Annotated in this window: 19 protein-coding genes; 7 read left to right on the plus strand and 12 right to left on the minus strand. The window is 67.8% G+C overall.

Features of this window, described 5'->3' with window-relative positions; translation table 11 throughout:
* Nucleotides 1-3 precede the first annotated feature (3 nt).
* The 7 genes from L632_RS0113790 to L632_RS0113820 all read right to left on the minus strand — a co-directional run bounded on the left by L632_RS0113790 (nt 4) and on the right by L632_RS0113820 (nt 7,074).
* Nucleotides 4-1,359: an FGGY-family carbohydrate kinase gene (locus tag L632_RS0113790; protein ID WP_028716993.1), complete on the minus strand. Its 1,356-nt coding sequence runs from the start codon at nt 1,357-1,359 to the stop codon at nt 4-6.
* Nucleotides 1,356-1,670 carry an L-rhamnose mutarotase gene (gene rhaM / locus L632_RS0113795; protein WP_028716994.1) on the minus strand — a complete coding sequence of 105 codons (315 nt, stop codon included), beginning with the start codon at nt 1,668-1,670 and terminating at the stop codon, nt 1,356-1,358. The genes L632_RS0113790 and rhaM overlap by 4 nt, the downstream gene beginning before the upstream one ends.
* On the minus strand, nt 1,670-2,662 hold the full coding sequence (locus L632_RS0113800; RefSeq protein ID WP_028716995.1) for an ABC transporter permease: 993 nt from the start codon (nt 2,660-2,662) through the stop codon (nt 1,670-1,672). The genes rhaM and L632_RS0113800 overlap by 1 nt, the downstream gene beginning before the upstream one ends.
* The gene (locus L632_RS0113805) at nt 2,659-3,630 is read right to left on the minus strand and encodes an ABC transporter permease (RefSeq protein WP_028716996.1); all 972 of its coding nucleotides are present in this window, start codon (nt 3,628-3,630) and stop codon (nt 2,659-2,661) included. Before L632_RS0113805 ends, L632_RS0113800 begins: the two co-directional genes overlap by 4 nt.
* Nucleotides 3,627-5,180, minus strand: coding sequence for a sugar ABC transporter ATP-binding protein (locus L632_RS22725; protein WP_051476455.1), 1,554 nt, complete (start codon nt 5,178-5,180; stop codon nt 3,627-3,629). The genes L632_RS0113805 and L632_RS22725 overlap by 4 nt, the downstream gene beginning before the upstream one ends.
* A gap of 61 nt (nt 5,181-5,241) precedes the next feature.
* On the minus strand, nt 5,242-6,228 hold the full coding sequence (gene rhaS, locus L632_RS0113815; protein ID WP_371255992.1) for a rhamnose ABC transporter substrate-binding protein: 987 nt from the start codon (nt 6,226-6,228) through the stop codon (nt 5,242-5,244).
* Nucleotides 6,229-6,267: 39 nt separating this feature from the next.
* Nucleotides 6,268-7,074, minus strand: a complete 807-nt coding sequence (locus L632_RS0113820; RefSeq protein WP_028716998.1) for a DeoR/GlpR family DNA-binding transcription regulator — start codon at nt 7,072-7,074, stop codon at nt 6,268-6,270.
* A gap of 186 nt (nt 7,075-7,260) precedes the next feature.
* Between L632_RS0113820 and L632_RS0113825 the strand changes: the two genes are divergently transcribed.
* The 7 genes from L632_RS0113825 (at nt 7,261) to L632_RS0113855 (ending at nt 17,356) form a co-directional block, all read left to right on the plus strand.
* A complete protein-coding gene (locus L632_RS0113825) occupies nt 7,261-9,363 on the plus strand; it encodes a bifunctional rhamnulose-1-phosphate aldolase/short-chain dehydrogenase (protein ID WP_028716999.1) in 2,103 nt (700 codons plus the stop codon).
* 5 nt (nt 9,364-9,368) lie between these two features.
* Nucleotides 9,369-10,643 carry an L-rhamnose catabolism isomerase gene (gene rhaI / locus L632_RS0113830; RefSeq protein ID WP_156933664.1) on the plus strand — a complete coding sequence of 425 codons (1,275 nt, stop codon included), beginning with the start codon at nt 9,369-9,371 and terminating at the stop codon, nt 10,641-10,643.
* A gap of 538 nt (nt 10,644-11,181) precedes the next feature.
* A complete protein-coding gene (locus L632_RS0113835; RefSeq protein ID WP_028713576.1) occupies nt 11,182-11,436 on the plus strand; it encodes a hypothetical protein in 255 nt (84 codons plus the stop codon).
* Nucleotides 11,433-11,639, plus strand: a complete 207-nt coding sequence (locus tag L632_RS0113840) for a hypothetical protein (RefSeq protein WP_028713577.1) — start codon at nt 11,433-11,435, stop codon at nt 11,637-11,639. The genes L632_RS0113835 and L632_RS0113840 overlap by 4 nt, the downstream gene beginning before the upstream one ends.
* 77 nt (nt 11,640-11,716) lie before the next feature.
* On the plus strand, nt 11,717-12,874 hold the full coding sequence (locus L632_RS0113845; RefSeq protein WP_028717002.1) for an efflux RND transporter periplasmic adaptor subunit: 1,158 nt from the start codon (nt 11,717-11,719) through the stop codon (nt 12,872-12,874).
* Between the two features lie 4 nt (nt 12,875-12,878).
* Nucleotides 12,879-15,983, plus strand: a complete 3,105-nt coding sequence (locus L632_RS0113850; protein WP_028713579.1) for an efflux RND transporter permease subunit — start codon at nt 12,879-12,881, stop codon at nt 15,981-15,983.
* Nucleotides 15,980-17,356, plus strand: coding sequence for an efflux transporter outer membrane subunit (locus L632_RS0113855; protein ID WP_051476456.1), 1,377 nt, complete (start codon nt 15,980-15,982; stop codon nt 17,354-17,356). The genes L632_RS0113850 and L632_RS0113855 overlap by 4 nt, the downstream gene beginning before the upstream one ends.
* A gap of 706 nt (nt 17,357-18,062) precedes the next feature.
* On the opposite strand, the gene L632_RS0113860 is transcribed toward L632_RS0113855, so the two are convergent.
* From L632_RS0113860 to L632_RS0113880, 5 genes are read right to left on the minus strand one after another with little or no spacing between them, the layout of a single operon-like run.
* On the minus strand, nt 18,063-19,508 hold the full coding sequence (locus L632_RS0113860; RefSeq protein ID WP_036698300.1) for an aldehyde dehydrogenase family protein: 1,446 nt from the start codon (nt 19,506-19,508) through the stop codon (nt 18,063-18,065).
* A gap of 18 nt (nt 19,509-19,526) precedes the next feature.
* Nucleotides 19,527-20,393: a dihydrodipicolinate synthase family protein gene (locus tag L632_RS0113865; RefSeq protein ID WP_036698303.1), complete on the minus strand. Its 867-nt coding sequence runs from the start codon at nt 20,391-20,393 to the stop codon at nt 19,527-19,529.
* A gap of 11 nt (nt 20,394-20,404) precedes the next feature.
* On the minus strand, nt 20,405-20,746 hold the full coding sequence (locus L632_RS0113870) for a ferredoxin family protein (protein WP_028713583.1): 342 nt from the start codon (nt 20,744-20,746) through the stop codon (nt 20,405-20,407).
* Between the two features lie 5 nt (nt 20,747-20,751).
* Nucleotides 20,752-21,528: an enoyl-CoA hydratase-related protein gene (locus tag L632_RS0113875; protein ID WP_028713584.1), complete on the minus strand. Its 777-nt coding sequence runs from the start codon at nt 21,526-21,528 to the stop codon at nt 20,752-20,754.
* Entirely contained in the window at nt 21,525-22,694 is a 1,170-nt protein-coding gene (locus tag L632_RS0113880) for a CaiB/BaiF CoA-transferase family protein (RefSeq protein ID WP_028713585.1), read from the minus strand. Before L632_RS0113880 ends, L632_RS0113875 begins: the two co-directional genes overlap by 4 nt.
* Nucleotide 22,695: the final 1 nt, after the last annotated feature.

Here is a 22,695-nt window from a genome sequence, read left to right on the forward strand (position 1 = left end):
CCCTCACCCCACCGCTGCGCGCCATTGATGCGCATAGGCGCGCAGCGACTCGGCGCTGGCGGGTGGGGGCCGGGGCGTGCTGCGTGCGGCCGCCGCGTCGGGCAGGCACAGAAGCGCCGCGCCGACCGAGGTGCCGGTGGCCGAGGCCGCGGTTTCGACGCCCTTGCCGCGCAAGGCCGACAGCATGTCGAGAAAGTCGCCGTTTCGCGCGAAGGGCCCCTCGACGATCGTGGGCCCCTGCGCCCCGACCAGATCGAGGCAGGTCGCCGTCATCAGCGCCAGATACCAGGACAGGGCGACCATGCGCTGCCCCTCGGTCGCCGGCCGGCGGGTCCATCCCATCTTGCGGCCCCGGAACGGGCCCGAGCCCGGCTCGACCGCCGGCAGGATCATCAGGCCGGCATCCAGCACGGCGGCGCGATCCGCGTCGCAAGGCTGGGCCGTGCTGCCGGCGCGGATGATTTCGAATTCGCGCCCGCCCATGAACCGGGCCGAGGGCACGGGTCGGCCAAGCGCGCTGACATTGACCAGGACGTCGCGCGCAGGGTCCAGCCGTTCACCCGCGCCGCCCACCGCCATGGCCACCACCCAGGTGCCGGTCGAGACCACCGCGAAGGGCGCCTGCCGCGCCAGCACATGCGGGAAAAGCGAGGCGTTGCTGTCATGGATGCCGACCGCGACCGGGGTGCCGGCGGGAATGCCGGTCCAGCCCGCGACCTCGGGCGACAGCCCGCCCAGCACCTCGTTCGAGCGGCGCGCGGGCGCGAAGCGGCCGGCCAGCCCCAGCCGCTCGACCAGCGGCGAGAAACGGCCCTGCCACGGATCCCAGAGATCGGTGTGGCAACCGAGCGAGGTCATGTCCGAGGCCAGTTCGCCGGTCAGCCGCAAGCCCCAATATTGCGGATAGGTCACGACATGCGCGACGCGCCCGGCAAGTTCGGGATGGGCGGCCAGCAGCCAGTGAAGCTGCGCGCCGAGGTTCAGCCCCAGCGGCAGCCGGGGCGAGCCGGTCAGCGCGAAATCCGGCCGGATCGCGTCATAGCGCGCTGCCAGCGCATCCGGCCCGGAATGTTCGTAATCCAGCATCGGCGCCGCCACCCGGCCCTGCCGGTCCAGCAGCACGGCCGCAGCGCCATGGGTGGTGATCGAGATCGCATCCACGCCATGCTCGGCCTGGAAGGCCGCCAGATGCGTCAGGAAGAACCGCCAATGCCCATCCAGATCGACATGAGGCCAGGGCGGGCCGGGCAAGGAACGGTTCGGGCGAGTGACGACGGCGATCTCGGCCAGCGTCCCGCCATCGACCAGCGCCAGCTTGGCATTGGTCTTGCCGATGTCGATGACGGCGACATGGGTCATGGCAGGTGGAACACCGGGATCAGGGGCACTGCCACCGGCTCGTCGTCGGGACGGGTTTCCATGATGTCGGCCATATGCGCCCACCAGCGCCGCATCACCGGATGCGCCGGCAGATCGTCCATGCCGTGATCGTCCGGGCGCCAGAGCACCGCGAACAGCGCATCGGTTTCGGGGTCGAGATGGATCGAATAGTCCTGCACCCCCGCCTGCTTCAGCAAGACCACGAGTTCGGGCCAGATCGCGTCATGGCGGCGGCGGTATTCCTCGGCCATGCCGGGCTTCAGCATCATCCGGAAAGCATGTTTCTGCATCACCGCCTCCGCGCCATGGCCCATAGCCGCGGGAGGGCGATGACCGCGATCAGCAGCGCGCCGGTGACGATGGACATGACGATGCCGGGAACGTTCAGCAGGCCCAGGCCGAAGGTCACCAGCCCCATCACCAGCGCCGCCAGCACCACGCCCAGGACGCTGCCCGAACCGCCCAGGATGCTGACCCCGCCCAGCACGACGATGGTCACCACCTCGAGCTCGAAGCCGGCGGCGATCGAGGGCCGGGTCGAGCCCAGCCGCGAGGTCAGGCAGATCGCGGCGATGCCGCTCATCAGCCCGGTGAGCAGGAACAGGACGAAGCGGACGCGCTCGACCCGGATGCCCGAGAAGCGCGCGGCGGTGGCGTTGTTGCCGATGGCATAGACCATGCGGCCGAAGCTGGTGCGGTGCAGCAGGATGCCGAAGACCAGCGCGGCCAGGGCGAAGATCACCAGCTCGACCGTGATGACCCAGAAGACATAGCCCTGCCCGAACCAGGCGAAGCTCTCGGGATAGCCGGTGAAGGCGCCGTCGCCCAGCACGATATAACTGACGCCGCGAAACAGGCTCATCGTGCCGATGGTCACGACGATGGAGGGCAGGCCGAAGCCCGCGACCAGAAGCCCGTTGAACGCCCCGCAAAGCAGACCCGTCCCCAGCCCAAGCAGGACCAGCACCGGGGTCGAGGCGCCTGCCGTCATCGCCAGGCCCATCACCGTCGAGGCCAGCGCGATGATTGCACCCACGGAAAGGTCGATCTCGCCGGCGACGATCAGCATGGCCATGGCGAAGGCGATCATCGCCTTTTCGGTGAAGTTGAAGCTGGCGTCCGACAGGTTCCACGGATCGAGGAAATAGGGCGAGGCCAGCGTGTTCAGGATGAAGATGGCGATGGCGACGACCAGCAGCAGCGCCTCCCAGCTTTTCAGCGCGCGCGCGGCGGGGCTGGTCAGGCGGTCGGGAATGTGGCGTCCGTTGATCGCGGTGGTCATGTCCGATGCTCCGCCTGTTTCAGGATGATGCGGCCGGGATCGCGGCGGCTGGCCGCGTTGAAGGCGATGGCCAGAAGGATCGCGCTTCCCGAGATCGCCATCTGCCAGAAGGGCGAGATGCCGACGACCGGCAGCGCGTTCTTGATGATGCCCAGGAACAGCGCGCCCATGACCGCCCCGGCGACCGAGCCCGCGCCGCCCGCGATGGCGATGCCCCCGATCACGCAGGCCGCGACCACGTCAAGCTCGAACCCCGCGGCGATGTCGACATAGGCCACGGCATAGCGCGCAACCCAGAGATAGCCGGTCAGCCCGGCCAGCGCGCCGGAAAGCACGAAGGCCGCGCATTGCGTGCGCCCGACCGAGATGCCGGTATAGACCGCGGCATGGGGATTGCCGCCGACCGCGTAGAAGGCACGGCCCAGCGGCGTCCGCGTCAGCAGCAGCGCCATGGCCGCGATGCCGGCAAGGCCGATCCAGGCCATGACCGGCAGGCCCAGGACGACGGTGCGGGGGAATGTCTTGAACGCATCGCTCATCTGATGGGCGTTGATCCAGGCGCCGCCGGTCATCAGGAAGATCGAGCCGCGATAGATCGTCATCGTGCCCAGCGTGACGACGATGGACGGAATGCCCAGCCGCCAGACCAGCAGCCCGTTCACCGCCCCCAGCGCCGCGCCCAGCAGGACCACCGCCAGCAGGATCACCGGCAAGGGCACCCCGGCCCCGTTCATCAGCGCCGCGACCATGCCGCACAGCGCCAGGTTGGCCGCGACCGACAGGTCGATGCATTTCGTCAGGATCACCGCCATCTGACCCAGCGCCAGCAGGATCAGCGGCGAGGTATCGGTCAGCACCCGCGCCAGGTTGCGCGGCGCGACGAAGCCGGGAAAGCGGCTGGCGATGGCGGCCAGCAGCGCCAGAATGGCCAGGGCCAGGATGGTCTCGCGCGATTTCAGCATGCTCATGCGGCTTCTCCTTCGCCGGGGCGCGGGGCATCGCGGTCCAAGCCGACCGCGGCGCGCACCAGGTTTTCCGGCGTCATGCGCTCGCCCGCGAACTCGCCGGCGATGCGGCCCTCGCGCATGACGATGACGCGGTCGGACATGCCCAGCACCTCGGGGATCTCGCTGCTGACCATGATCACCGACAGGCCCTGCGCCGCCAGTTCGGACATGAAGTCATGCACGGCGGCCTTGGAGCCGATGTCGATGCCCTTGGTCGGCTCGTCCAGGATGATGACGCGCGGCCGCGTGGCCAGCCATTTGGCGATGACGACCTTCTGCTGGTTGCCGCCCGACAGCAGCGCCACGTCCTGATCGAGGCTCGCCGCCCGCAGGTCCAGCCGCTGGGTGTATTCGCGGGCCAGCGCGAATTCCTCGGCCAGCCGCAGGAAGCCCGCCCGGCTGGTGCGCGCCAGCGACGGCAGGGTGACGTTCTGAAAGATCGGCAGGCCCTTCACGGCGCCTTGCCGGCCGCGATCCTCGGGCACATAGACGATGCCGGCCTCGACGGCCTGCGCGGTCGAGCGGATGACCCGCACCTTGCCCTCGATCCGGCAGGCGCCTTTCGAGGGCCGGGTGATGCCGAACAGCGCCTGCATCACCTCGGAACGTCCGGCGCCGACCAGCCCGTAAAGGCCCAGGATCTCGCCGCGGCGCAGGGTGAAGGTGATGTCCGCGAACTCGGTCGGGTGGCTGTAGCCTGCCACGGTCAGCACCGGCTCGCCGATCCGGGCCGGGCGTTTGGGATAGATCTGATCGACCGGGCGGCCGACCATCATCCGCACCAGATCGGCCTCGGTCACATCCTCCATCTGCCCCTGGTCGACGAACTGGCCGTCGCGGAACACGGTCCAGCGGTCGGCGATGCGGAAGATCTCGTCGAACTTGTGGCTGATGAACAGGATCGCCTTGCCCTGCGCCCTGAGCTTGTCCACCAGCTCGTAAAGCTCGGCGATCTCCTTGTGCGACAGCGCGGCGGTCGGCTCGTCCATGATGACGACGCGGGCGTCGATGGAAAGGGCGCGGGCGATGGCGACCAGGTGCTTGCTGGCGATGCCCAGGTCGCGCAGCCGCGCCGCCGGGTTCAAATCGGCGCCGATGCCGGCCAGGATGGCGCGGGCGCGGGCGCGCATGGCGCGCCGGTCGATCAGGCCCCAGCGGTTGCGGGGCGCATGGCCGATGAAGATGTTCTCGGCCACCGTCAGCTCGTCGAACAGCACGGTTTCCTGATGGATCGCCGTCACCCCCGCCGCGCCCGCCGCCTGGGCGGTGGGAAAGGCGACGGGCTGGCCATCCACCAGGATCTCGCCCTCGTCGGGCTGGTAGATGCCGGTCAGGATCTTGACGATGGTGGACTTGCCCGCGCCGTTCTCGCCGATCAGCGCCGTCACCTGGCCGGGGTAGAGATCGAGCCGCACCCCGTCGAGCGCGCGCACGCCGGGAAATGTCTTGACGATGCCGCGCAGCGACAGCACCGGGGCCGCGCCGTCCTGCGGCCGATACTCAGCCTGCATGATCACATCCTTTAAGGCGGGGTTCCCCGGCACGCCCTGCGCACCGGGGGCATTCCGGCGGTCAGAAGATCGAGCTGAACTGGTCGATGTTGCCGGCATCGTAGACGAAGGGGTCGGCCATGGCGGCCTCGGTGTTCTCGTCCAGCGTGATCTCGCCCATGCGGCCGATCGGGATGGTGGCGCCCGGCTCGGCCTTGGCGTCGCCCTTGGCCAGGTGATAGGCGGCCATGGTCGCCGAATAGCCCAGGTCGATCGGGTTCCAGATCGCGAAGCTCTTCGATGCTCCCGATTTGACGTGCCCCGCCATTTCCGACGGCAGGCCCAGGCCGGTGACGTTCACCTCGCCGATCTTGCCTGCATCGGTGACGGCCTGCGCCGCGGCGACGATGCCCACCGAGGTCGGGGCGATGATCGCCCTGAGGTTCGGATAGGTCTGCATCAGGCCCTGCGCCTCGCGATAGGACTTGTCGGCCAGGTCGTCGCCATAGACCGTCCCCACCACCTTGACGTTCGGGTAGTCGCCCGCGACCTTGTTCATCTCGGCGATCCAGGTGTTCTGGTTGGTCGAGGTGGTGGTGGCCGAAAGCACCGCGACCTCGCCGCCCTCGGGCGGCAGGTGATCGGCGGCCAGCTTGATGATCGTGTTGCCGATCAGCGGCGCGGAGGACGGGTTCAGCTGCATCTGGCGCCCCGCCGGCGCGACGCCGGAATCCCAGCTGATGACGGTGATGCCGCGCTGCATGGCCTTTTTCAGCGTGGGCACCAGCGCATCGGTGTCATTGGCGCTGATGGCGATGGCGTCGACCCTTTGCGCGATCAGGCTGTTGATGACCTCGATCTGGCCCTCGGCCGTGGTGTCGGTCGGGCCGGTATAGATGATCTCGACATCGCCGAGCTCGGTCGCGGCTTCCTGGGCACCCTTGTTGGCCGCCTCGAAAAAGCCGATGCCAAGCGCCTTGGCCACCAGCGCGATGCGCAGATTCTCGGCTTGGGCGGTGCCGGTCATCAGCGCGCCGGCGATGGCGGCTGTGGTCAGGATCTTGCTCATAATGCTCATGTCTTCCTCCCCTATGAGCGGTGTCGCGCCTTACTCCTCGGCGCGTTTCTTCCTGTTCGACGCCGCCGGCTCGACCACGATCAGGCGGATCTCGGCCGCCTCCAGCATCTTGGCGGCGCGGTCCTCGATCCCGTCATCGGTGATGACGGTGTGGATGCGCGTCAGCGGGCAGAGCAGCAGGCTGGAACGCTGGCGGAACTTCGAGCTGTCGGCCAGCACCACCAGCTCGTCGGCCTGGTCGATCAGCTTCTGCTCGGCTTGGACCAGCAGCGGATCGCCCTCCATCAGCCCCAGCGGCCCCAGGCCGCGGCAACCCATGAACATCAGCCGGGCATAGAAATGGTTGCTGCCGTCCTCGTCGAAGGGCGACAGGATGATGTTCTGTTCGCGATAGATGGCGCCCGCCGGAACCAGCACGGTGTTCTTGGAATGCTTGAGCAGGTGCTCGGCGATGGGAAAGCTGTTGGTAAAGACCTGCAGCCGCCGGGTAGACAGCGGATGCACCATCTGGAAGGTGGTGGTGCCGCCGTTGATGATGATGGCATCGCCATCCTGGCACAGCTCGACCGCCGCCTGGGCGATTGCGCGTTTCTGAGCGATATTGATCGTCTGATCGACCGCGAAGGGTCGCGCATTGATCCCGGCGAATTGCGGCGGCGCAATGGCCTCGGCCCCGCCGCGCACCCGCCGCAGCTTCTTGCCGACATGCAGCTGGGCAATGTCGCGCCGCACCGTCGCCTCGGAAGCGCCGGTCAGCGCACAGAGATCGGCGACGGTCACGACCGGCCGTTCCTGCACGGCGGACAGAATGATGCGGTGGCGCTCGGATTCCAGCATATCTCACTCCCTTGGCGACTCAGTTTCCATCATTTACGCGCATTGTCAATCAATTTTGATCGCATTCTCCGGTATTGATGCGGGATTATGATCGAATATGACTGAAAATGATTGACGGCAAGGCCGCCGCAGGGTTATGTGCATCCTGACCGCGCGGCAAGCCGCCGCCCGCAAGGGGAGGATCGCATGACCACGACAATGACCGCCAACCGCTTGGAAAACCTGTGGGATGATGCCAGGGCGGCATCCATGAGCGAATCGGAAAAACTGCTTTATCGCTCGAACCTGCTCGGCTCGGACAAGCGCGTCACCAATTACGGCGGCGGCAACACCTCGGCCAAGGTGATCGAGACCGATCCGCTGACCGGCGAACCCGTCGAGGTGCTTTGGGTCAAGGGCTCGGGCGGCGATATCGGCTCGATGAAGATGGATGGTTTCGCCACGCTCTACATGGACCGGCTGCAGGCGCTGAAGGGCAAGTATCGCGGCCCCGCGCATGAGGACGAGATGGTCGGCTACCTGCCCCATTGCACCTTCGGGCTGAACCCGCGCGCCGCCTCGATCGACACGCCGCTGCATGCCTATGTGCCCCGCCGCCATGTCGATCACGTGCATTCCGACGCGATCATCGCCATCGCGGCCTCGGTCGATTCCAGGGCCCTGACGGCCGAGATCTTCGGCGACGAGATCGGCTGGCTGCCCTGGAAGAAGCCGGGCTACGAGCTGGGCCTGTGGCTGGAGCGATTTGCCGCCGAGAACCCGCAGGCCAAGGGCTGCGTGCTGGAAAGCCACGGCCTGTTCACCTGGGCCGACGATGCCAGGGAATGCTATCTGACCACCCTGTCGGTGATCAACCGCGCGGCCGAATGGCTGGAGCGGAAATCGGCAGGCAAGCCCGCCTTTGGCGGCGCCTGCCGCCCCACCCTGCCCGCGGCGCAGCGACGCGAGATCGCCGCTCGGCTGATGCCGGCGATCCGCGGCCTGATTTCCCAGGACCGCCACAAGGTCGGCCATTTCGACGATCAGCCCGCGGTGCTGGAGTTTGTCGGCTCGACCATGCTGGAGGGGCTGGCGCCCCTGGGCACCTCCTGCCCGGACCATTTCCTGCGCACCAAGATCCGGCCGCTGGTCGTCGATTTCGACCCCGCCAACCCGGATCTGGACGCGACCATCGCCGGCCTTGAAAAGGCCGTCGCCGATTACCGCGCCGATTACACCGCCTATTACGACCGCTGCAAGCACCCCGACAGCCCCGCGCTGCGCGACCCCAATGCCGTGGTCTACCTGGTGCCGGGCGTCGGCATGATCACCTTTGCGCTGGACAAGGCCACGGCGCGCATCTCGGCCGAGTTCTACGTCAACGCCATCAACGTCATGCGCGGGGCCAGCGCGGTGTCCACCTATCAGGGCCTGCCCGAGCAGGAAGCCTTCGACATCGAATACTGGCTGCTGGAGGAGGCGAAGCTGCAGCGGATGCCAAAGCCGAAATCGCTTGCCGGCCGGGTGGCGCTGGTCACCGGCGGCGCGGGCGGCATCGGCGCCGCCACGGCCGAGCGTTTCCTGCGCGAAGGCGCCTGCGTGATGCTGGCCGATATCGATGCCGATGCCCTCAGGCGCGCGCATGACGGGCTGGCCGGCAGCTTCGGCCCCGACGCGATCCGCTCGGTTTCCGTGAACGTCACCGACGAGAACCAAGTCGCAAGCGCCTATGCCGAAACGGCGGTCGAGTTCGGCGGCATCGACATCCTGGTGTCGAATGCCGGCATCGCCTCTTCGGCCCCGGTCGAGGAAACCTCGCTGGCGTTGTGGAACAAGAACATGGACATCCTCTCCACCGGCTATTTCCTGGTTTCACGCGAGGCGTTCCGCCTGTTCCGCATCCAGAAGATCGGCGGCTCGGTGATCTTCGTCGCCTCCAAGAACGGTCTGGCGGCCAGCCCCAATGCCAGCGCCTATTGCACCGCCAAGGCGGCCGAGATCCATCTGGCCCGCTGTCTGGCCCTGGAAGGGGCCGAGGCGGGGATCCGCGTCAACGTGGTGAACCCCGACGCCGTGCTGCGCGGCTCGCGCATCTGGGAGGGCGAGTGGCTGGACCAGCGCGCCTCGACCTATGGCACCGACAAGGAGGGGCTCGAGGAGATGTATCGCCAGCGGTCGATGCTGAAACGCTCGGTCCTGCCCGAGGACATTGCCGAGGCCGCCTATTTCCTTGCCAGCGATCTTTCCGCGAAATCGACCGGCAATATCCTGAACGTGGACGCCGGCAACGTCCAGGCTTTCACCCGGTGACGACCATGATCGAGAAAACCGTGATCGAGGCGGAAAACGCCGTCCGCGAGGCCGATCTGCAGGCCGATTACCAGGCCCTTGGCGCTCGTCTTGCGCGCCGGGGCGTCGATATCGAGGCGTTGACCGCCCGCGCCATGTCCTTCGGCGTCGCCATCCCCAGCTGGGGGACCGGCACCGGCGGCACCCGCTTCGCCCGGTTTCCCGGCGAGGGCGAGCCGCGCGGCATCATGGACAAGCTGGACGATTGCGGCACCATCCACCAGCTCACCGCCGCGACGCCGCGGGTCAGCCTGCATATCCCCTGGGACAGGGAAGACCCGTCGCTGCTGCGCGAAAAGGCCGAGGAGGTCGGGCTGGGCTTCGACGCCATGAACTCGAACACCTTCCAGGACCAGCCCGGGCAGGCGCGCAGCTACAAGTTCGGCTCGCTCTCGCATACCGACCCGGAGACGCGCCGGCAGGCGGTCGAGCACAACCTGGAATGCATCGAGATCGGCCGGGCCATCGGATCCAGGGCACTGACCGTCTGGATCGGCGACGGCTCGAACTTTCCCGGCCAGACCTCGCTGTCGCGGCAGTTCGACCGCTATCTCGACTCGATGAAGGCGATCTATGCCGGGCTGCCCGAGGACTGGCGGATCTTTTCCGAGCACAAGATCTATGAGCCGGCCTTCTATTCGACCGTCGTGCAGGACTGGGGCACCAGCCTGATGACCGCGCAGGAGCTGGGTCCGCAGGCGCAATGCCTGGTGGACCTGGGCCATCACGCCCCGAACGTCAATATCGAGATGATCGTGGCCCGGCTGGTGCGGGCCGGCAAGCTGGGCGGCTTCCATTTCAACGACAGCAAATATGGCGACGACGACCTGGACAGCGGCACCATCGAGCCCTTCCGCCTGTTCCTGGTCTTCAACGAACTGGTCGAGCTGGAGGACACGCCCGGCCTCGACCTGGCCCATATGATCGACCAGAGCCACAATGTCACCGATCCGATCGAAAGCCTGATCGTCTCGGCCGGCGAGATCCAGCGCGCCTTCGTGCAGGCTTCGCTGGTCGACCGCGCGGCGCTGGAGGGCTTCCGGGCGGAAAACGATGCGCTGATGGCGGCGGCGACGCTGCGCGCGGCCTTCCGCACCGATGTCGAGCCGATCCTGCAAATGGCACGGCTGCGCGCCGGCGCGGCCATCGATCCGGTCGCGACCTTCCGCGCCTCGCGCTATCGCGCCCGCGTCGCCGCCCAGAGACCCAAGGCCGTGTCCGGGGGCGGAGGCATCGTCTGACTTCACCTCGATCCGCCCACAAAGGACGAACGCGAGACCTCCCCCCAGGCTCAGCCAATAGACTGCCAGTATTCCGATATTCGGAACATCTGTTCACCGAAGCAGCTGTATATGCTTGCTTATTCCTCCAAACATTCGGGTAGCTGGGCCCGTCGCCGCCCTGTGGCAGGGTCCGGTGATTTTGGCGAACCTTCCGGCCTCGTTCTGCGCCGGCGCACCGGCGACCAGCAGGGCGCCGAGGATCAGCGCGACTGGTATGGTCCTGCGGATCGGACATCCCCCGCCCGACTCTGGCGCGAATCATCCGGCTCCGCGCGGCGGCGGAGACCCGGTTTCCATATAGCCGCGGGCTGTTTCCGCCATTCGTCCTCCCTGTATCCGTGTGTTTCCGGAAAAACCGAATTTGTAACGAAGCATTTCTCGTCGCCTTTCAGAAACAATTCCTTACAAAACTCTGCGTGCGTCCGGACGATTGATGGGCATCATGGTTTCGGGTGGCGGCAGGACGCCGCCCAAAGACAGGTGACAGGACGCGAAGATGGCCAGCAAGACCCTAGCCGAAGCCCGGCGGCGCATGACGCCTTGCGCGCCGCGCGGCGACGCGCAGGCCGATGCCGGCGCGGCGCGGATGGTGTCGTCCAGCCTGATCGGGTTCGGCGGCGAAAGCCTGGTCTTTCGGCTGGGCCATGTTCGCGGCGGCCTGCTGGACCTAGTGCCGAATCCGGCCGTCGCCGACGCCCTTTGCGACGGCCTTCCACTGGCCGGCGCGTCTCGGGAAGGGCGGGCCGGATGACGCTGGGCCACGACCACGACTGGCCGACAAGGCTGTTCGGCGCGCTCATCTGGTTCGCCATGACGCTGGCGCTCAGCGTCGAACTCGGCGCCCTTGTCGGCTGGGCCTTCGGCCATGCCGGGCGCGGCGCCGCCATCGGCGGGCTGCTGAACGGGCTGTTCTGGCTCTGGGTGCTCTGGGACAGCGCGGAGAACCGGCGATGAAACCGCCCCCTCCCGCCCCGGCGCAACCTGTGGCAGGCTGAACCGAACCAATCCGTTTTCGACCAGGGATTATCCGCATGAACTTTCGCTCGTTTCTTCTGGGCCTCGTCCTGGCCGCCCTTTCCGTTGCGGGGCAGGCCGAAGCCCAGCAGCCGCCGGCATCCGGCCCGAAGGAAGTCGGCGTCGTCGCGGTCAAGGCCGAATCCGTGCCGCTGGTCAGCACCCTGCCCGGCCGGGCCGTGGCGCGCGACGCGGTGGATATCCGCCCGCGGGTGGACGGTTTCGTGACCGAGGTGCTTTACAATCCCGGCCAGCCGATCAAGGCGGGCGATCCGATGTTCCGGATCGACCCGACCACCTACGAGGCCGCGGTCGAGGAGGCGCGCGCCAATCTCGCTTCCGCCAAGGCGGCCGTGCCGCAGGCCGAGGCCGCCTATGAACGGGCGCGCAGGCTGCAGGGCTCGGGCTCGACCCAGGCGGCGCTGGAACAGGCCCAGGCCACGATGGAGCAGGCGCAGGCCGCTGCCACTGCGGCCGAGGCCGCGCTGAAGCTGGCCGAAACGCAGCTGTCCTGGACCACGATCGCCAGCCCGCTGGACGGGCTGCCCTCGGTCGCCGCGGTCTCACCGGGCGACCTGGTGACCTCGGGGCAAAGCGACGCGCTGGCGACGGTGACACAGCTCGACCCGATCGACGTGGACATGTACGAACCCTCGGCCCGGCTGCAGCGCATCCGCGACCGCATCGAGTCGGGCCAGATCGAGATGAGCCAGACGCTGAAGGCGCAGCTGACGCTGGAGAACGGCGCGACCTATGCCGCCACCGGCGAGATGGTGGCGCCGGGCTATACCGTCTCGACCTCGACCGGGGCCATCGACTTCCGCTTCCGCTTCGACAACCCCGAGCGCCGCATCCTGCCCGGCATGTTCGTGCGCGGGACCATCGAGATCGGCCGGATCCAGGCGATTCTGGTGCCGCAGATGGCCGCGACGCGCAGCCGCGACGGCACGCTGTCGGCCTGGGTGGCCGAGGATGGCAAGGCCGCGAAGCGCGTGCTGACCGAGGAGGGCGTGCATCAGAACAGCTGGATCGTCACCGCCGGGCTGCAAGCCGGCGACGCGCTGATCGTGAACGGCATCACCGGCCTGGCCGAGGGCGCCGAGATCGCCGCCACCCCGGTCGAGATCGACGAGAACGGCGTGGTCCGCGACCTGCCGGCGACGCAGGCGGAGTAATCCGATGGCCCGTTTCTTCATCCACCGGCCGGTCTTTGCCTGGGTTCTGGCCATCATCACCATGCTGGCCGGCGTCTATGGCCTGTCCAGCCTGCCCATCGCGCAATATCCCGACATCGCGCCGACCACCGTGCGCATCAGCGCCACCTATACCGGCGCCTCGCCCGACATCGTCGAGAACTCGGTGACCTCGATCATCGAGGACGGCATGACCGGCCTTGACGGCTTGACCTACATGACCTCGACCTCGTCGCAGGGGTCGAGCTCGATCCAGCTGACCTTCGACGACAGCGTGGACCCGGACATCGCCCAGGTGCAGGTGCAGAACAAGCTGCAGCTGGTGACCTCGCAACTGCCCGACGCCGTGCAGAGCCGGGGGGTCTCGGTCACGCGCTCGACCTCGTCGATCCTGCTGGTGGGGGCGCTGACCTCGACCGACGGCAGCATGACCTCGCTGGAACTGGGCGATCTGGTCGCGCAGGTCATCGAGGACCCGGTCAAGCGCACCGCCGGCGTCGGCTCGATCAACAGCTTCGGCTCGGGCTATGCGATGCGGATCTGGCTCGATCCCGACCGGATGCTGCAATACCAGGTCACGCCCTCGGACGTGGTCTCGGCGGTCAGCGAACAAAACACCAACGTCACCGTGGGCAGCCTCGGCAGCCAGCCGACGATCAAGGGCCAGCAGCTGAACGTGCCGCTTTCGGCGCAGTCGCAGCTGACCTCGGTGCGCGAGTTCGAGCGCATCCTGCTGCGCACCGACAGCGACGGCGCCACGGTGTTCCTGGGCGACGTGGCCGATATCGAGATCGGGCAGGAGGATTACGGCTCGTCCTCGCGCTACAACGGCATGCCGGCGGCGGGGTTCGGCGTGAACCTGGCCACGGGCGCGAACGCCGTCGATACGGCCGCCGCCGTGCGCAACGTGCTGGACGGGCTGCAAGCCTCGCTGCCGGCCGGGGTGCAGATCGTCTATCCCTACGACACCTCGCCCTTCGTCGAGGAATCCATCAACCAAGTCTATCACACGCTGATCGAGGCGGTGGTGCTGGTCTTCCTGGTGATCCTGGTCTTCCTGCAAAGCTGGCGCGCGACGCTGATCCCGACGCTGGCGATCCCGGTGGTGCTGCTGGGCACCTTCGGGGTGCTGTCCTTCTTCGGCATGTCGATCAACACCCTGACCATGTTCGCCATGGTGCTGGCCATCGGCCTTCTGGTCGACGACGCCATCGTCGTGGTCGAGAATGTCGAGCGGGTGATGGAGGAGGAAGGCATCGGCCCGGTCGAGGCGACCGAGAAGAGCATGGACGAGATTTCCTCGGCGCTGATCGGCATCGTGCTGGTGCTGTCGGCGGTGTTCCTGCCGATGGCCTTCATGTCCGGCTCGACCGGGGTGATCTATCGGCAGTTCTCGGTCACGATCATCTCGGCCATGGTGCTGTCGCTGGGCGTCGCGCTGATCCTGACCCCGGCCATGTGCGCCACGCTGCTGAAGCCGCGCGGCCATGGCGGCGGCATCGCGCCCGCGCGCTGGTTCAACCGCAGCCTGGACCGCGCCACGAACGGCTATGCCGGGGTGGTGGGCGCCTTCGTGCGCCGGCCCTTCCGCTTCCTGGTCGTGCTGCTGGCCTTCGGCGCCGGGGCATACATGCTCTATCAGAAGCTGCCCGGCTCGTTCCTGCCGTCCGAGGACCAGGGCGTGCTGATGGTCATGGTCGAGACCCCCGAGGGCTCGACCGCCGAGCGCACAAGGGCGCTGGTCGAGGAGGTCGAGCAATATGTGCTGGGCGAGGAAAGCGACACCGCCGAAAGCGTCTTCGCGGCGCTCGGCTTCGGCTTCGGCGGCTCGGGCGCGCGCAACGCGATGATCTTCATCAAGCTCAGGGATTTCGACCAGCGCGAGGGTTTCGACGCCGCCTCGATGGCGACGCGGGGCAACATGAAGTTCATGTCGAACAAGAACGGACAGGTGTTCTTCATGCAGCCGCCGGCCATCCAGGGGATGGGCAATACCGCCGGCTTCACCATGCAACTGATCGACCAGGCGGGCAACGGGCAGGAGGCGCTGGCCGCGGCCGCCGACGAACTGGTCCGGCAGGCGACGCAGGACGGCCGCGTCACCAGCCTGCAGGGCAATGACGCGCCCTTCGAGACCTCGCGTCGCATCGACATCGACCAGCAGAAGGCCGCGGCCTATGGCCTGTCGATCTCGGACCTGAACACCACGCTGTCGGTGATCTTCGCCAGTGCGAACGTCAACGATTTCTCGCTGGGGGCCGAGCTGCGCCCGGTGATCGTCCAGGGCGCGGCGGGGGCGCGGATGCAGTCCGACGACATCGAGAAATGGTATGTCAGGAACAGCGACGGCGACATGGTGTCCTTCGCCGCCTTCACCGCGCAGGAATGGGACCAGCAGGCGCAGAGCCTGGCGCGCTATGGCGGCACCCGTTCGATGGAGATTTCCGGCGCCGCGGCGCAGGGCGTCTCCTCGGGCACCGCGATGGAGGTGATGGAGGAACTGGTCGCCGGCATGGATGGCGGCTACGGCACCGCCTGGACCGGGCTGTCCTATCAGGAGCGGCTGTCGGGCAACCAGGCGCCCATGCTGTTCGCGCTGTCGGCCCTGGTGGTGTTCCTTGCGCTGGCGGCGCTTTACGAAAGCTGGTCGGTGCCGCTTTCAGTGATGATGACCGTGCCCATCGGCATCGTCGGCGCCATGGCGGCGGCGCTGGCCTTCGGCCAGTCGAACGACGTCTATTTCAAGGTCGGCCTGCTGACCACCATCGGGCTTGCGGCGCGCAACGCCATCCTGATCGTGGAATTCGCCGAGATGCTGCACCGGCAGGGCAAGCCGCTGCTGGAGGCCGCGGTCGAGGCATCGCGCATGCGGCTGCGTCCGATCCTGATGACCACGCTGGCCTTCATGCTGGGCGTCCTGCCCCTGGCGCTGGCCAGCGGCGCGGGCGCGGCGGCGCAGCACTCCATCGGCATCGGCGTGCTGGGCGGGATCGCGGCCTCGGCGGTGATAGGCATCTTCCTCGTCGCCGTCTTCTACGTCGCGGTCCTCAGGACCGTGCAGCATTTCACCAGCAAGAGAGCCAAGACGTGATTTCCCCTTCCCGATTCCTCGGCCCGGCGCTGCTGCTTCTGGCGGCGGGCTGCACGGCCGTCGGCCCCGATCCCAACGACCGACCCGCAATCCCCGTGCCCGCGACCTTCGCCGAAGGCGCGACCGCATCCGCCGGCAAGGTCGCCAACCGCGCCTTCTGGGCCGAATATCGCGACCCGGTGCTGAACGAGCTGATCGCGCGCGGGCTGAAGCAGAACCTGGACGAGGCCGCCGCGCGCGAGCGCATCCGCGCCGCCGCCGCCGACCTGCGCGGCACCGGGGTGCTGGCGGCGCAGACATCCGGCTCGGCCGATGCGTCGCGCGAACGCGGCTCCACGGCGGGCGCGGCGGTGCAGAACGTTACCACCTCCAGCCTCGGCGCGAATTTCGTCTTCGACCTGTTCGGCGGCGCCCGGCGCCAAAGGCAGGGCGCGGCGGCCAGCCTCGAGGCCGCCAAGGCGGATCTGGGCACCGCCCGGCTGGCCTGGATCGCCGAGCTGATCGATGCCTATAGCGACGCGCGCTATTACCAGCAGGCCCTGGCGCTGACGCGGCAGACGGTTTCGAGCCGCGAGGAAACCGTCCGCATCACCCGCGAGCAGCGCGAATTCGGCGTGGTCAGCGAGTTCGACATGGCCCAGGCCGAGGCGCTGCTGGCTGCCGCGCGGGCCGAGATCCCCGGCTATCAGGCGCAGTTCGACGCGCAGGTGTTCAGCATCGCGACGCTGCTCAACGAACCGGCCAGCTCGGTTCAGGCGCAGATGCAGCGCGGCTCGGGCCAACTCCGCATTCCCGGCAGCGCCCACGCCGGCGTGCCGGCAGACCTCTTGCGCAACCGGCCCGATGTGCGCTCGGCCGAATACGACCTGGCCGCGGCGCTGGCGGCGGTGGGGGTGGCGACGGCCGACCTGCTGCCCTCGCTGACGCTGACGGGTTCGGTCAGCGAAAGCGGCGGGGCGAAGACCTGGGGCTTCGGCCCGGTGATCTCGTTTCCGGTGCTGAACCAGGGCGCGCTGCAGGCCACCCGCGCGCGGCGCATCGCCGAGGGGCGCGAGGCCGAGATCGCCTGGCGGGCCAGCGTGTCGCAGGCGGTCGAGGACGTGCAGGTCGCGCAATCGAACCTGCGCCGCTATCGCCAGCAGGCCGCGGCGCTGGAAGGCGCGGCAGCGGCCTATGACCGGGCCTATCGGCTGGCCCGGACCAGCTTTGCCGAGGGCGGGCTGGCGCTTCTGGACCTGCTCGATTCCGACCGCTCGACGGCCAGCGCCCGGCTCTCGGCCGCCTCGGCCCGCAACCAGGCCGCCAAGGAATGGGCGGCGCTGCAGATCGCCACGGGCGCCGGTGCCGGCGAGGTGGTGCTGGTCAGGCGCTAGCGCCGCCGCCGAATGGTGAGTTGATCTGCGCGTGATGCCATCGCTTTGCGAGTCTTCCGGACTGCGCTGCGCAAATGGCCTGATGGGATGCACGGTGCAGGTCTGCTGAACCCACCGCCTGGGGCCCGGAGTCTGTTCGGTGACGGCCCTGGACAGCAGCCAGATGGCCACGGCCCGCCGGCGGAATGCCGGCGGAACGACCGCAAATGCCCGGCGCGACGGGCCCAAGCCGCCCTCTGATGGTCCTGACGCAGCTGAACCTGGCCGCGACCCCCGCCATGGCGGGACCCGCCGGGCGCTGCGGGCAGGCCGACCGGCGCTGTGCGGTCAAGACCGAGGCGGTGGGGCAGCCCGCCGTCCCCGACAGCAGTGAACAGACCCGCGAAGGCCCCAAGGTCGGCAATGTCGTGACGGCGGCCCGCACTGAAGGGTGCCAAGGCGCGCAAGCTGGCAAGGCCGGCGACCGGAGCGCCCGGTCGCCGCCTGTTTCGTTCAGCGCCCGGAATAGCGGGCCGGGACGGTCGAGAGGACGCGCCCCCGAGCCACCACCAGCAGGAAGGCGCCGGTTGCAGCTCCCTATGCTCGTCCGCCTCGGGTCTGGGCAGCGCGTGGTTGCGGTGGTCGACCACACCGCCACGCGCCGCGGGCTCGACAACCACCGGTGCCGTGCGCCGGGATAGCGGTCGATATGCGGACGGCACGATTGCTAGGCCAGCTGATAAGCTGTCTTCACCACCGTGTAGAACTCGGCAGCATAGCGGCCCTGTTCCCGCGGACCGAAGGACGAGCCCTTACGCCCTCCGAAGGGCACATGATAATCGACGCCTGCGGTCGGAAGATTCACCATGACCATCCCCGCCTCGACCCTGCGGCGGAATTCCGAGGCGTGTTTCAGGCTGCCCGTGCAGATGCCGGCCGAAAGGCCGAATTCCGTGTCGTTGGCCGCGGCCAGGGCCTCGTCGAAATCCTCGACCTTGATGACGGAAGCGCAGGGGCCGAAGATTTCCTCGCGGTTGATGCGGGCGCCGTTCGTCGTGTTCAGGAACAGGGCCGGGGCCTGGTAGAAGCCGGGCTTGTCCAGCTCCAGCCGCTCGCCGCCAAGTACCTCGGCGGCTTCGCTTCGGGCCAGGTCCACATAGGCAAGGTTGGAATCAAGCTGGCGCTGATCGACCACCGGCCCGATCTGGGTATCCGGCTGCAAGGCATCCCCGACGCGCAGGGCCCGCATTTCGCGGCCAAGCCTCTCGACAAAGGCATCGTGGATGCCTTTCTGCACGATCAGCCGCGAAGACGCCGTGCAACGCTGCCCGGTCGAGAAGAAGGCGCCATTCAGGCAGGCCTGAACCGCGGTCTGCAGATCGGCGTCGTCCATCACGACCATCGGATTCTTGCCGCCCATCTCAAGCTGGACCTTCCGGCGCAGGGTGCCGCATGTCGCGGCGATGCGCGAGCCGGTCGCCACCGAACCCGTGAAGGACACCGCATCGATTCCCGGATGCGACACCAGGGCATCGCCCAAGACCGATCCCTGCCCCATCACCAGGTTGAAGACGCCGGCCGGGCAGCCATGCTTGTGCAGAAGCTGCGCGATCACATGGGCGCAGCCCGGCGTCAGTTCGGCGGGCTTCAGCACCACGCAATTGCCATAGGCAAGCGCGGGCGCGATCTTCCAGGCCGGGATGGCGATTGGAAAGTTCCAGGGCGTGATCAGGGCGATGACGCCCAAAGGCTCTCTGGTGACGGCGACGTCGATGCCGGGGCGGACCGACTGCTGGGCATCGCCGGCAACGCGCAGCGCCTCTCCGGCAAAGAACTTGAAGACCTGGCCCGCGCGGACGGTCTCGCCCATCGCCTCGGGCAGGGTCTTGCCTTCTTCCCGTGCAAGAAGGTGCCCGATCTCTTCCTTGCGCGCCAGCAATTCGGTGCCGACGGCATCAAGCAGGTCGTGCCGGACCTGCGGACCGGCCGCCGCCCAAGCCGGAAAGGCCGACCGGGCAGCGTGGACGGCCTGATCGACCGCGGCGCGGTCCGCAGAGGCAAAGAACCCGATGATGTCGCGGGTATCGGAAGGGTTCACATCGGGGCGGCAGTCGCCGTCCGGCAGCCATTCGCCGCCGATCAGGTTGCCCTGGATTTCGTTCCTGTCTTTCATGATCTTCTCCTGCTGGGTTCAGGCTGCGACGCGCTCGGACGCCAGCCGATCCAGCGATGCGATGGCGGACGCGCCAAGGGCCGTGAAGGGCGGCAGCACGTTCTGCCATTCGGGGTTGGCGGTGCGGCGGGCCACCAGATACTTGACCGCGGGGATCAGAGGGCAGGCCGATATGGCGGCCCGCAACTCGGCCAAGCGGGGCGCCAGCCCCGTCTCTCCCCGCCAGAGGCGCGCGCAGATCGGGGCTGTGTGGTTCGCCGTGGCCGAGATGCAGCCTGCGAAGCCGTCCATTCGTCCCTCGGCCAGCGTGGTTTCCGAACTGGGAAAGACCTTCAGGCCGGGGAGCCGGGAGACCAGGCCGCGGCAATAGGAAAGGTCGCCGGAACTGTCCTTGATGCCATCGAACCGCTGCGGCGCCACGGCGTGCAGATGCGCGATCACCGCCTCGGGGATCACGAAGCCGGTCATCTGCGGAAAATTGTAGAACCAGACCCGGATCGGCCGGTCGCCCAGCGCCGCGTGAAGCGCCAGGTACCAGGCGATCAGCCCCTCCTCGGACGGGGGCGTATAGTAATAGGGCGGCAGAACCAGGGCCACGGGATAGCCCAGGTCGTCGGCATGGCGGGTCAGGCCGATGGTTTCGTCAATCGACGGCGTGCCGGTCCCGACCATCAGGCGGCGGCGGTCCAGCGCCTCGGCGGCGTGGGTCATGACCATGCGGCGCGTCCCGGCGTCGAGGGAATTCGCCTCGCCGGTGGATCCCAGGACGTTCAATCCGTCGCAGCCGTTGGCCAGGGCCCAGCGCGCATGTTCCACAAAGGCGGCCCCGAGGAAGCGGCCCTGTGCATCGATCGGTGTCGGCACCGCAGCGACGATCCCTTTCATCCTGTTCTCCTTCAGATTGCCTGCATGACGGGACGGGGGCGGACCGGCAGATCCGGATGATCCGGCCGGGGCGCCATGCCACGGGACCAGCCGCCGGGTTCCTCCATCTCGCCGGCCTCGTTGACGAAGACCTCGCGGTTGATGCGTGCGAAGATGGCATTTTCGGGGTCCAGCTCGTCCTCGTATCGGATCGCATCGACGGGGCAGATGCTTTCGCACATGCCGCATTCGATGCATTCGGTCGGGTGGATGTAGAACATCCGCTCGCCCTCGTAGATGCAATCGACGGGACAGGAGGTGGTGCAGATCCCGTCCTTGACGTCGATGCAGCGGCCCTGGATGACAAGCGCCATGGCATTTACCGGCCGCGCCAGACGGGCGCGCGCTTCTCGCGGAATGCGGCGACGCCTTCGATCGAATCCTCGGATTTCAGGGCAGCGATCAGGGCCGGGCGGCGCAGGTCGCGCGCTTCATGCGGATTCAGATGGGCCGTCGAACGGATCGTGTCCTTGATCGCGGCCACCGACAAGGGCGCGCAGGACAGGATGTCCGCGACCCAGGCATCGACTTCGGCATCCAGCCGGTCGGGCGGCACGACCGCGTTGACCAGCCCGAACCGCGCGGCCTCTTGCGCGGACAGCATCCGGCCCGTCATCATCAGCCCGGCCGCGATGTTGCGGGGGATCAGGCGTTGCAGGGCGACCATGCCGCCGTCCAGGGGCAGGCGGCCGACCCGTGCCTCTGGCAGCCCGAACCGGGCCTCGGTCGAGGCGATGACGATATCGGCGCCCAGCACCATCTCGAACCCGCCGCCAAGGGCAAGGCCGTTGACCCGGGCGATGACGGGCACGGTCAGGCTTTGCCGCAGGGCGATGCCGCCGAAGCCGTTCGGATTGGCGGCGCCCCAGTATTCCAGCCCGCTGAGCCCGTTCGCGGCCTTCATGTCCGCGCCCGCGCTGAAGGCCCGGTCCCCCGCCCCGGTCAGGACCACGCAGCGGATATCGCTGCGCGTCTCGATTTCCGACCAGATGCGGTCAAGCCTGGCATCGGTCGCAGCATCGACGGCATTCATCCGGTCGGGACGGTCGATGGTGACGCGCGCGACCTGATCGACGACTTCGAAGCGGACGGTCATACCGCCTCCTTCCGCGCGACGGCGTTCAGGTTGAATTCGCGGATGATCTCGTCGGTATGCTCCCCCAGCCGCGGCGGCGCATGGCGGATCACCAGAGGGGCCTCGCTGAGATGAACGGGCGACCCGACCAGGGTGATCTTTCCCAGGATCGGGTGGTCCAGGTCCAGCAACATGCCATTGACCGCGGTCTGGGCGTCATCCAGCGCCTCGCCCAGGGAACGGACGGGGGCGCAGAGCAGGTCCTGATCCTCAAGCCGCTTGATCCAGTGGGCGGTCGTGTTGGTCGCAAAGGCGTCGCGGAATCGTCCCTGCAGATAGGGCTTGTTGGCCCGCTGCGACGCAAGGTTCGGATAATCGGCCGACAGATCCTCGATCTGCAAGGCCGCGCAGATGTCGCGCAGCGGATGCGGCTTGAAGGCACCGACCACCACCACCGCCCCGTCAGTCGTGTCGAAGACGCCGGTCAGCGGCATCGCGGCCCAGTTCAGCACCTCGCGGTGCTTCGACCATTGCGCGGCCTCTTGCATCTGCATGGCGATCATCGAGTCATAAAGCGAGACGCCGACCTTCTGCCCGCGCCCGGTCCTGGCCCGCGCCAGAAGCGCCGCAAGGATCCCCTGCACAAGATGCATCCCGGCCGTGTAGTCGCAAAGCGTGGTCGGATAGATCGACTTCGGAACCGCCGGGTCCTGGGTCTTTTCCATGACCCCGGTCATGGCCTGGGCCAGCACGTCCTGGCCGCCCTTGTGGGCATAGGGGCCGACCTCTCCGAAGCCGGTGCCCGAGGCGCAGATGATGGCGGGGTTGAGCTTCGACAGCGTGTCATAATCGAAGCCCAGGCGCCGCATCACCCCGGCGCGGAAATTGTCCACGACCACGTCCGACTGGGCGACCAGCTCATAGATCATCCGGCGGCCGGCCTCGGACTTGGTGTCGATCTCCACCGACCGCTTGTTGCGGTTGAGCGAGGCGAAGACCGCGTTGTTCATCGCCTCCTCGCTCGGCTCTCCGAAGAAGTTGCGCGACAGGTCGCCCTCGCCGGGGCGTTCGACCTTGATCACGTCCGCACCGAAATCGGCCAGCATCTGCGTGGCGCAGGGACCCATCATCACCTGGGTAAAGTCGAGGACGCGGATGCCCTCCAGCGGAAGGTGCTGTTTCGTCATG

It is taken from the genome of Paracoccus sp. J39, assembly GCF_000518925.1.
Classification (GTDB): domain Bacteria; phylum Pseudomonadota; class Alphaproteobacteria; order Rhodobacterales; family Rhodobacteraceae; genus Paracoccus.

Coding starts and splice junctions, on each gene's coding strand:
- L632_RS0113865 (WP_036698303.1), bottom strand. CDS start 20,393: ATGAAAGGGATCGTCGCTGCGGTGCCGACACCGATCGATGCACAGGGC.
- L632_RS0113860 (WP_036698300.1), bottom strand. CDS start 19,508: ATGAAAGACAGGAACGAAATCCAGGGCAACCTGATCGGCGGCGAATGG.
- L632_RS0113850 (WP_028713579.1), top strand. CDS start 12,879: ATGGCCCGTTTCTTCATCCACCGGCCGGTCTTTGCCTGGGTTCTGGCC.
- L632_RS0113840 (WP_028713577.1), top strand. CDS start 11,433: ATGACGCTGGGCCACGACCACGACTGGCCGACAAGGCTGTTCGGCGCG.
- L632_RS0113825 (WP_028716999.1), top strand. CDS start 7,261: ATGACCACGACAATGACCGCCAACCGCTTGGAAAACCTGTGGGATGAT.
- L632_RS0113800 (WP_028716995.1), bottom strand. CDS start 2,662: ATGACCACCGCGATCAACGGACGCCACATTCCCGACCGCCTGACCAGC.
- L632_RS0113875 (WP_028713584.1), bottom strand. CDS start 21,528: ATGACCGTCCGCTTCGAAGTCGTCGATCAGGTCGCGCGCGTCACCATC.
- rhaI (WP_156933664.1), top strand. CDS start 9,369: ATGATCGAGAAAACCGTGATCGAGGCGGAAAACGCCGTCCGCGAGGCC.
- L632_RS0113790 (WP_028716993.1), bottom strand. CDS start 1,359: ATGACCCATGTCGCCGTCATCGACATCGGCAAGACCAATGCCAAGCTG.
- rhaM (WP_028716994.1), bottom strand. CDS start 1,670: ATGCAGAAACATGCTTTCCGGATGATGCTGAAGCCCGGCATGGCCGAG.
- rhaS (WP_371255992.1), bottom strand. CDS start 6,228: ATGAGCAAGATCCTGACCACAGCCGCCATCGCCGGCGCGCTGATGACC.
- L632_RS0113805 (WP_028716996.1), bottom strand. CDS start 3,630: ATGAGCATGCTGAAATCGCGCGAGACCATCCTGGCCCTGGCCATTCTG.
- L632_RS0113870 (WP_028713583.1), bottom strand. CDS start 20,746: ATGGCGCTTGTCATCCAGGGCCGCTGCATCGACGTCAAGGACGGGATC.
- L632_RS0113820 (WP_028716998.1), bottom strand. CDS start 7,074: ATGCTGGAATCCGAGCGCCACCGCATCATTCTGTCCGCCGTGCAGGAA.
- L632_RS0113880 (WP_028713585.1), bottom strand. CDS start 22,694: ATGACGAAACAGCACCTTCCGCTGGAGGGCATCCGCGTCCTCGACTTT.
- L632_RS22725 (WP_051476455.1), bottom strand. CDS start 5,180: ATGCAGGCTGAGTATCGGCCGCAGGACGGCGCGGCCCCGGTGCTGTCG.
- L632_RS0113845 (WP_028717002.1), top strand. CDS start 11,717: ATGAACTTTCGCTCGTTTCTTCTGGGCCTCGTCCTGGCCGCCCTTTCC.
- L632_RS0113835 (WP_028713576.1), top strand. CDS start 11,182: ATGGCCAGCAAGACCCTAGCCGAAGCCCGGCGGCGCATGACGCCTTGC.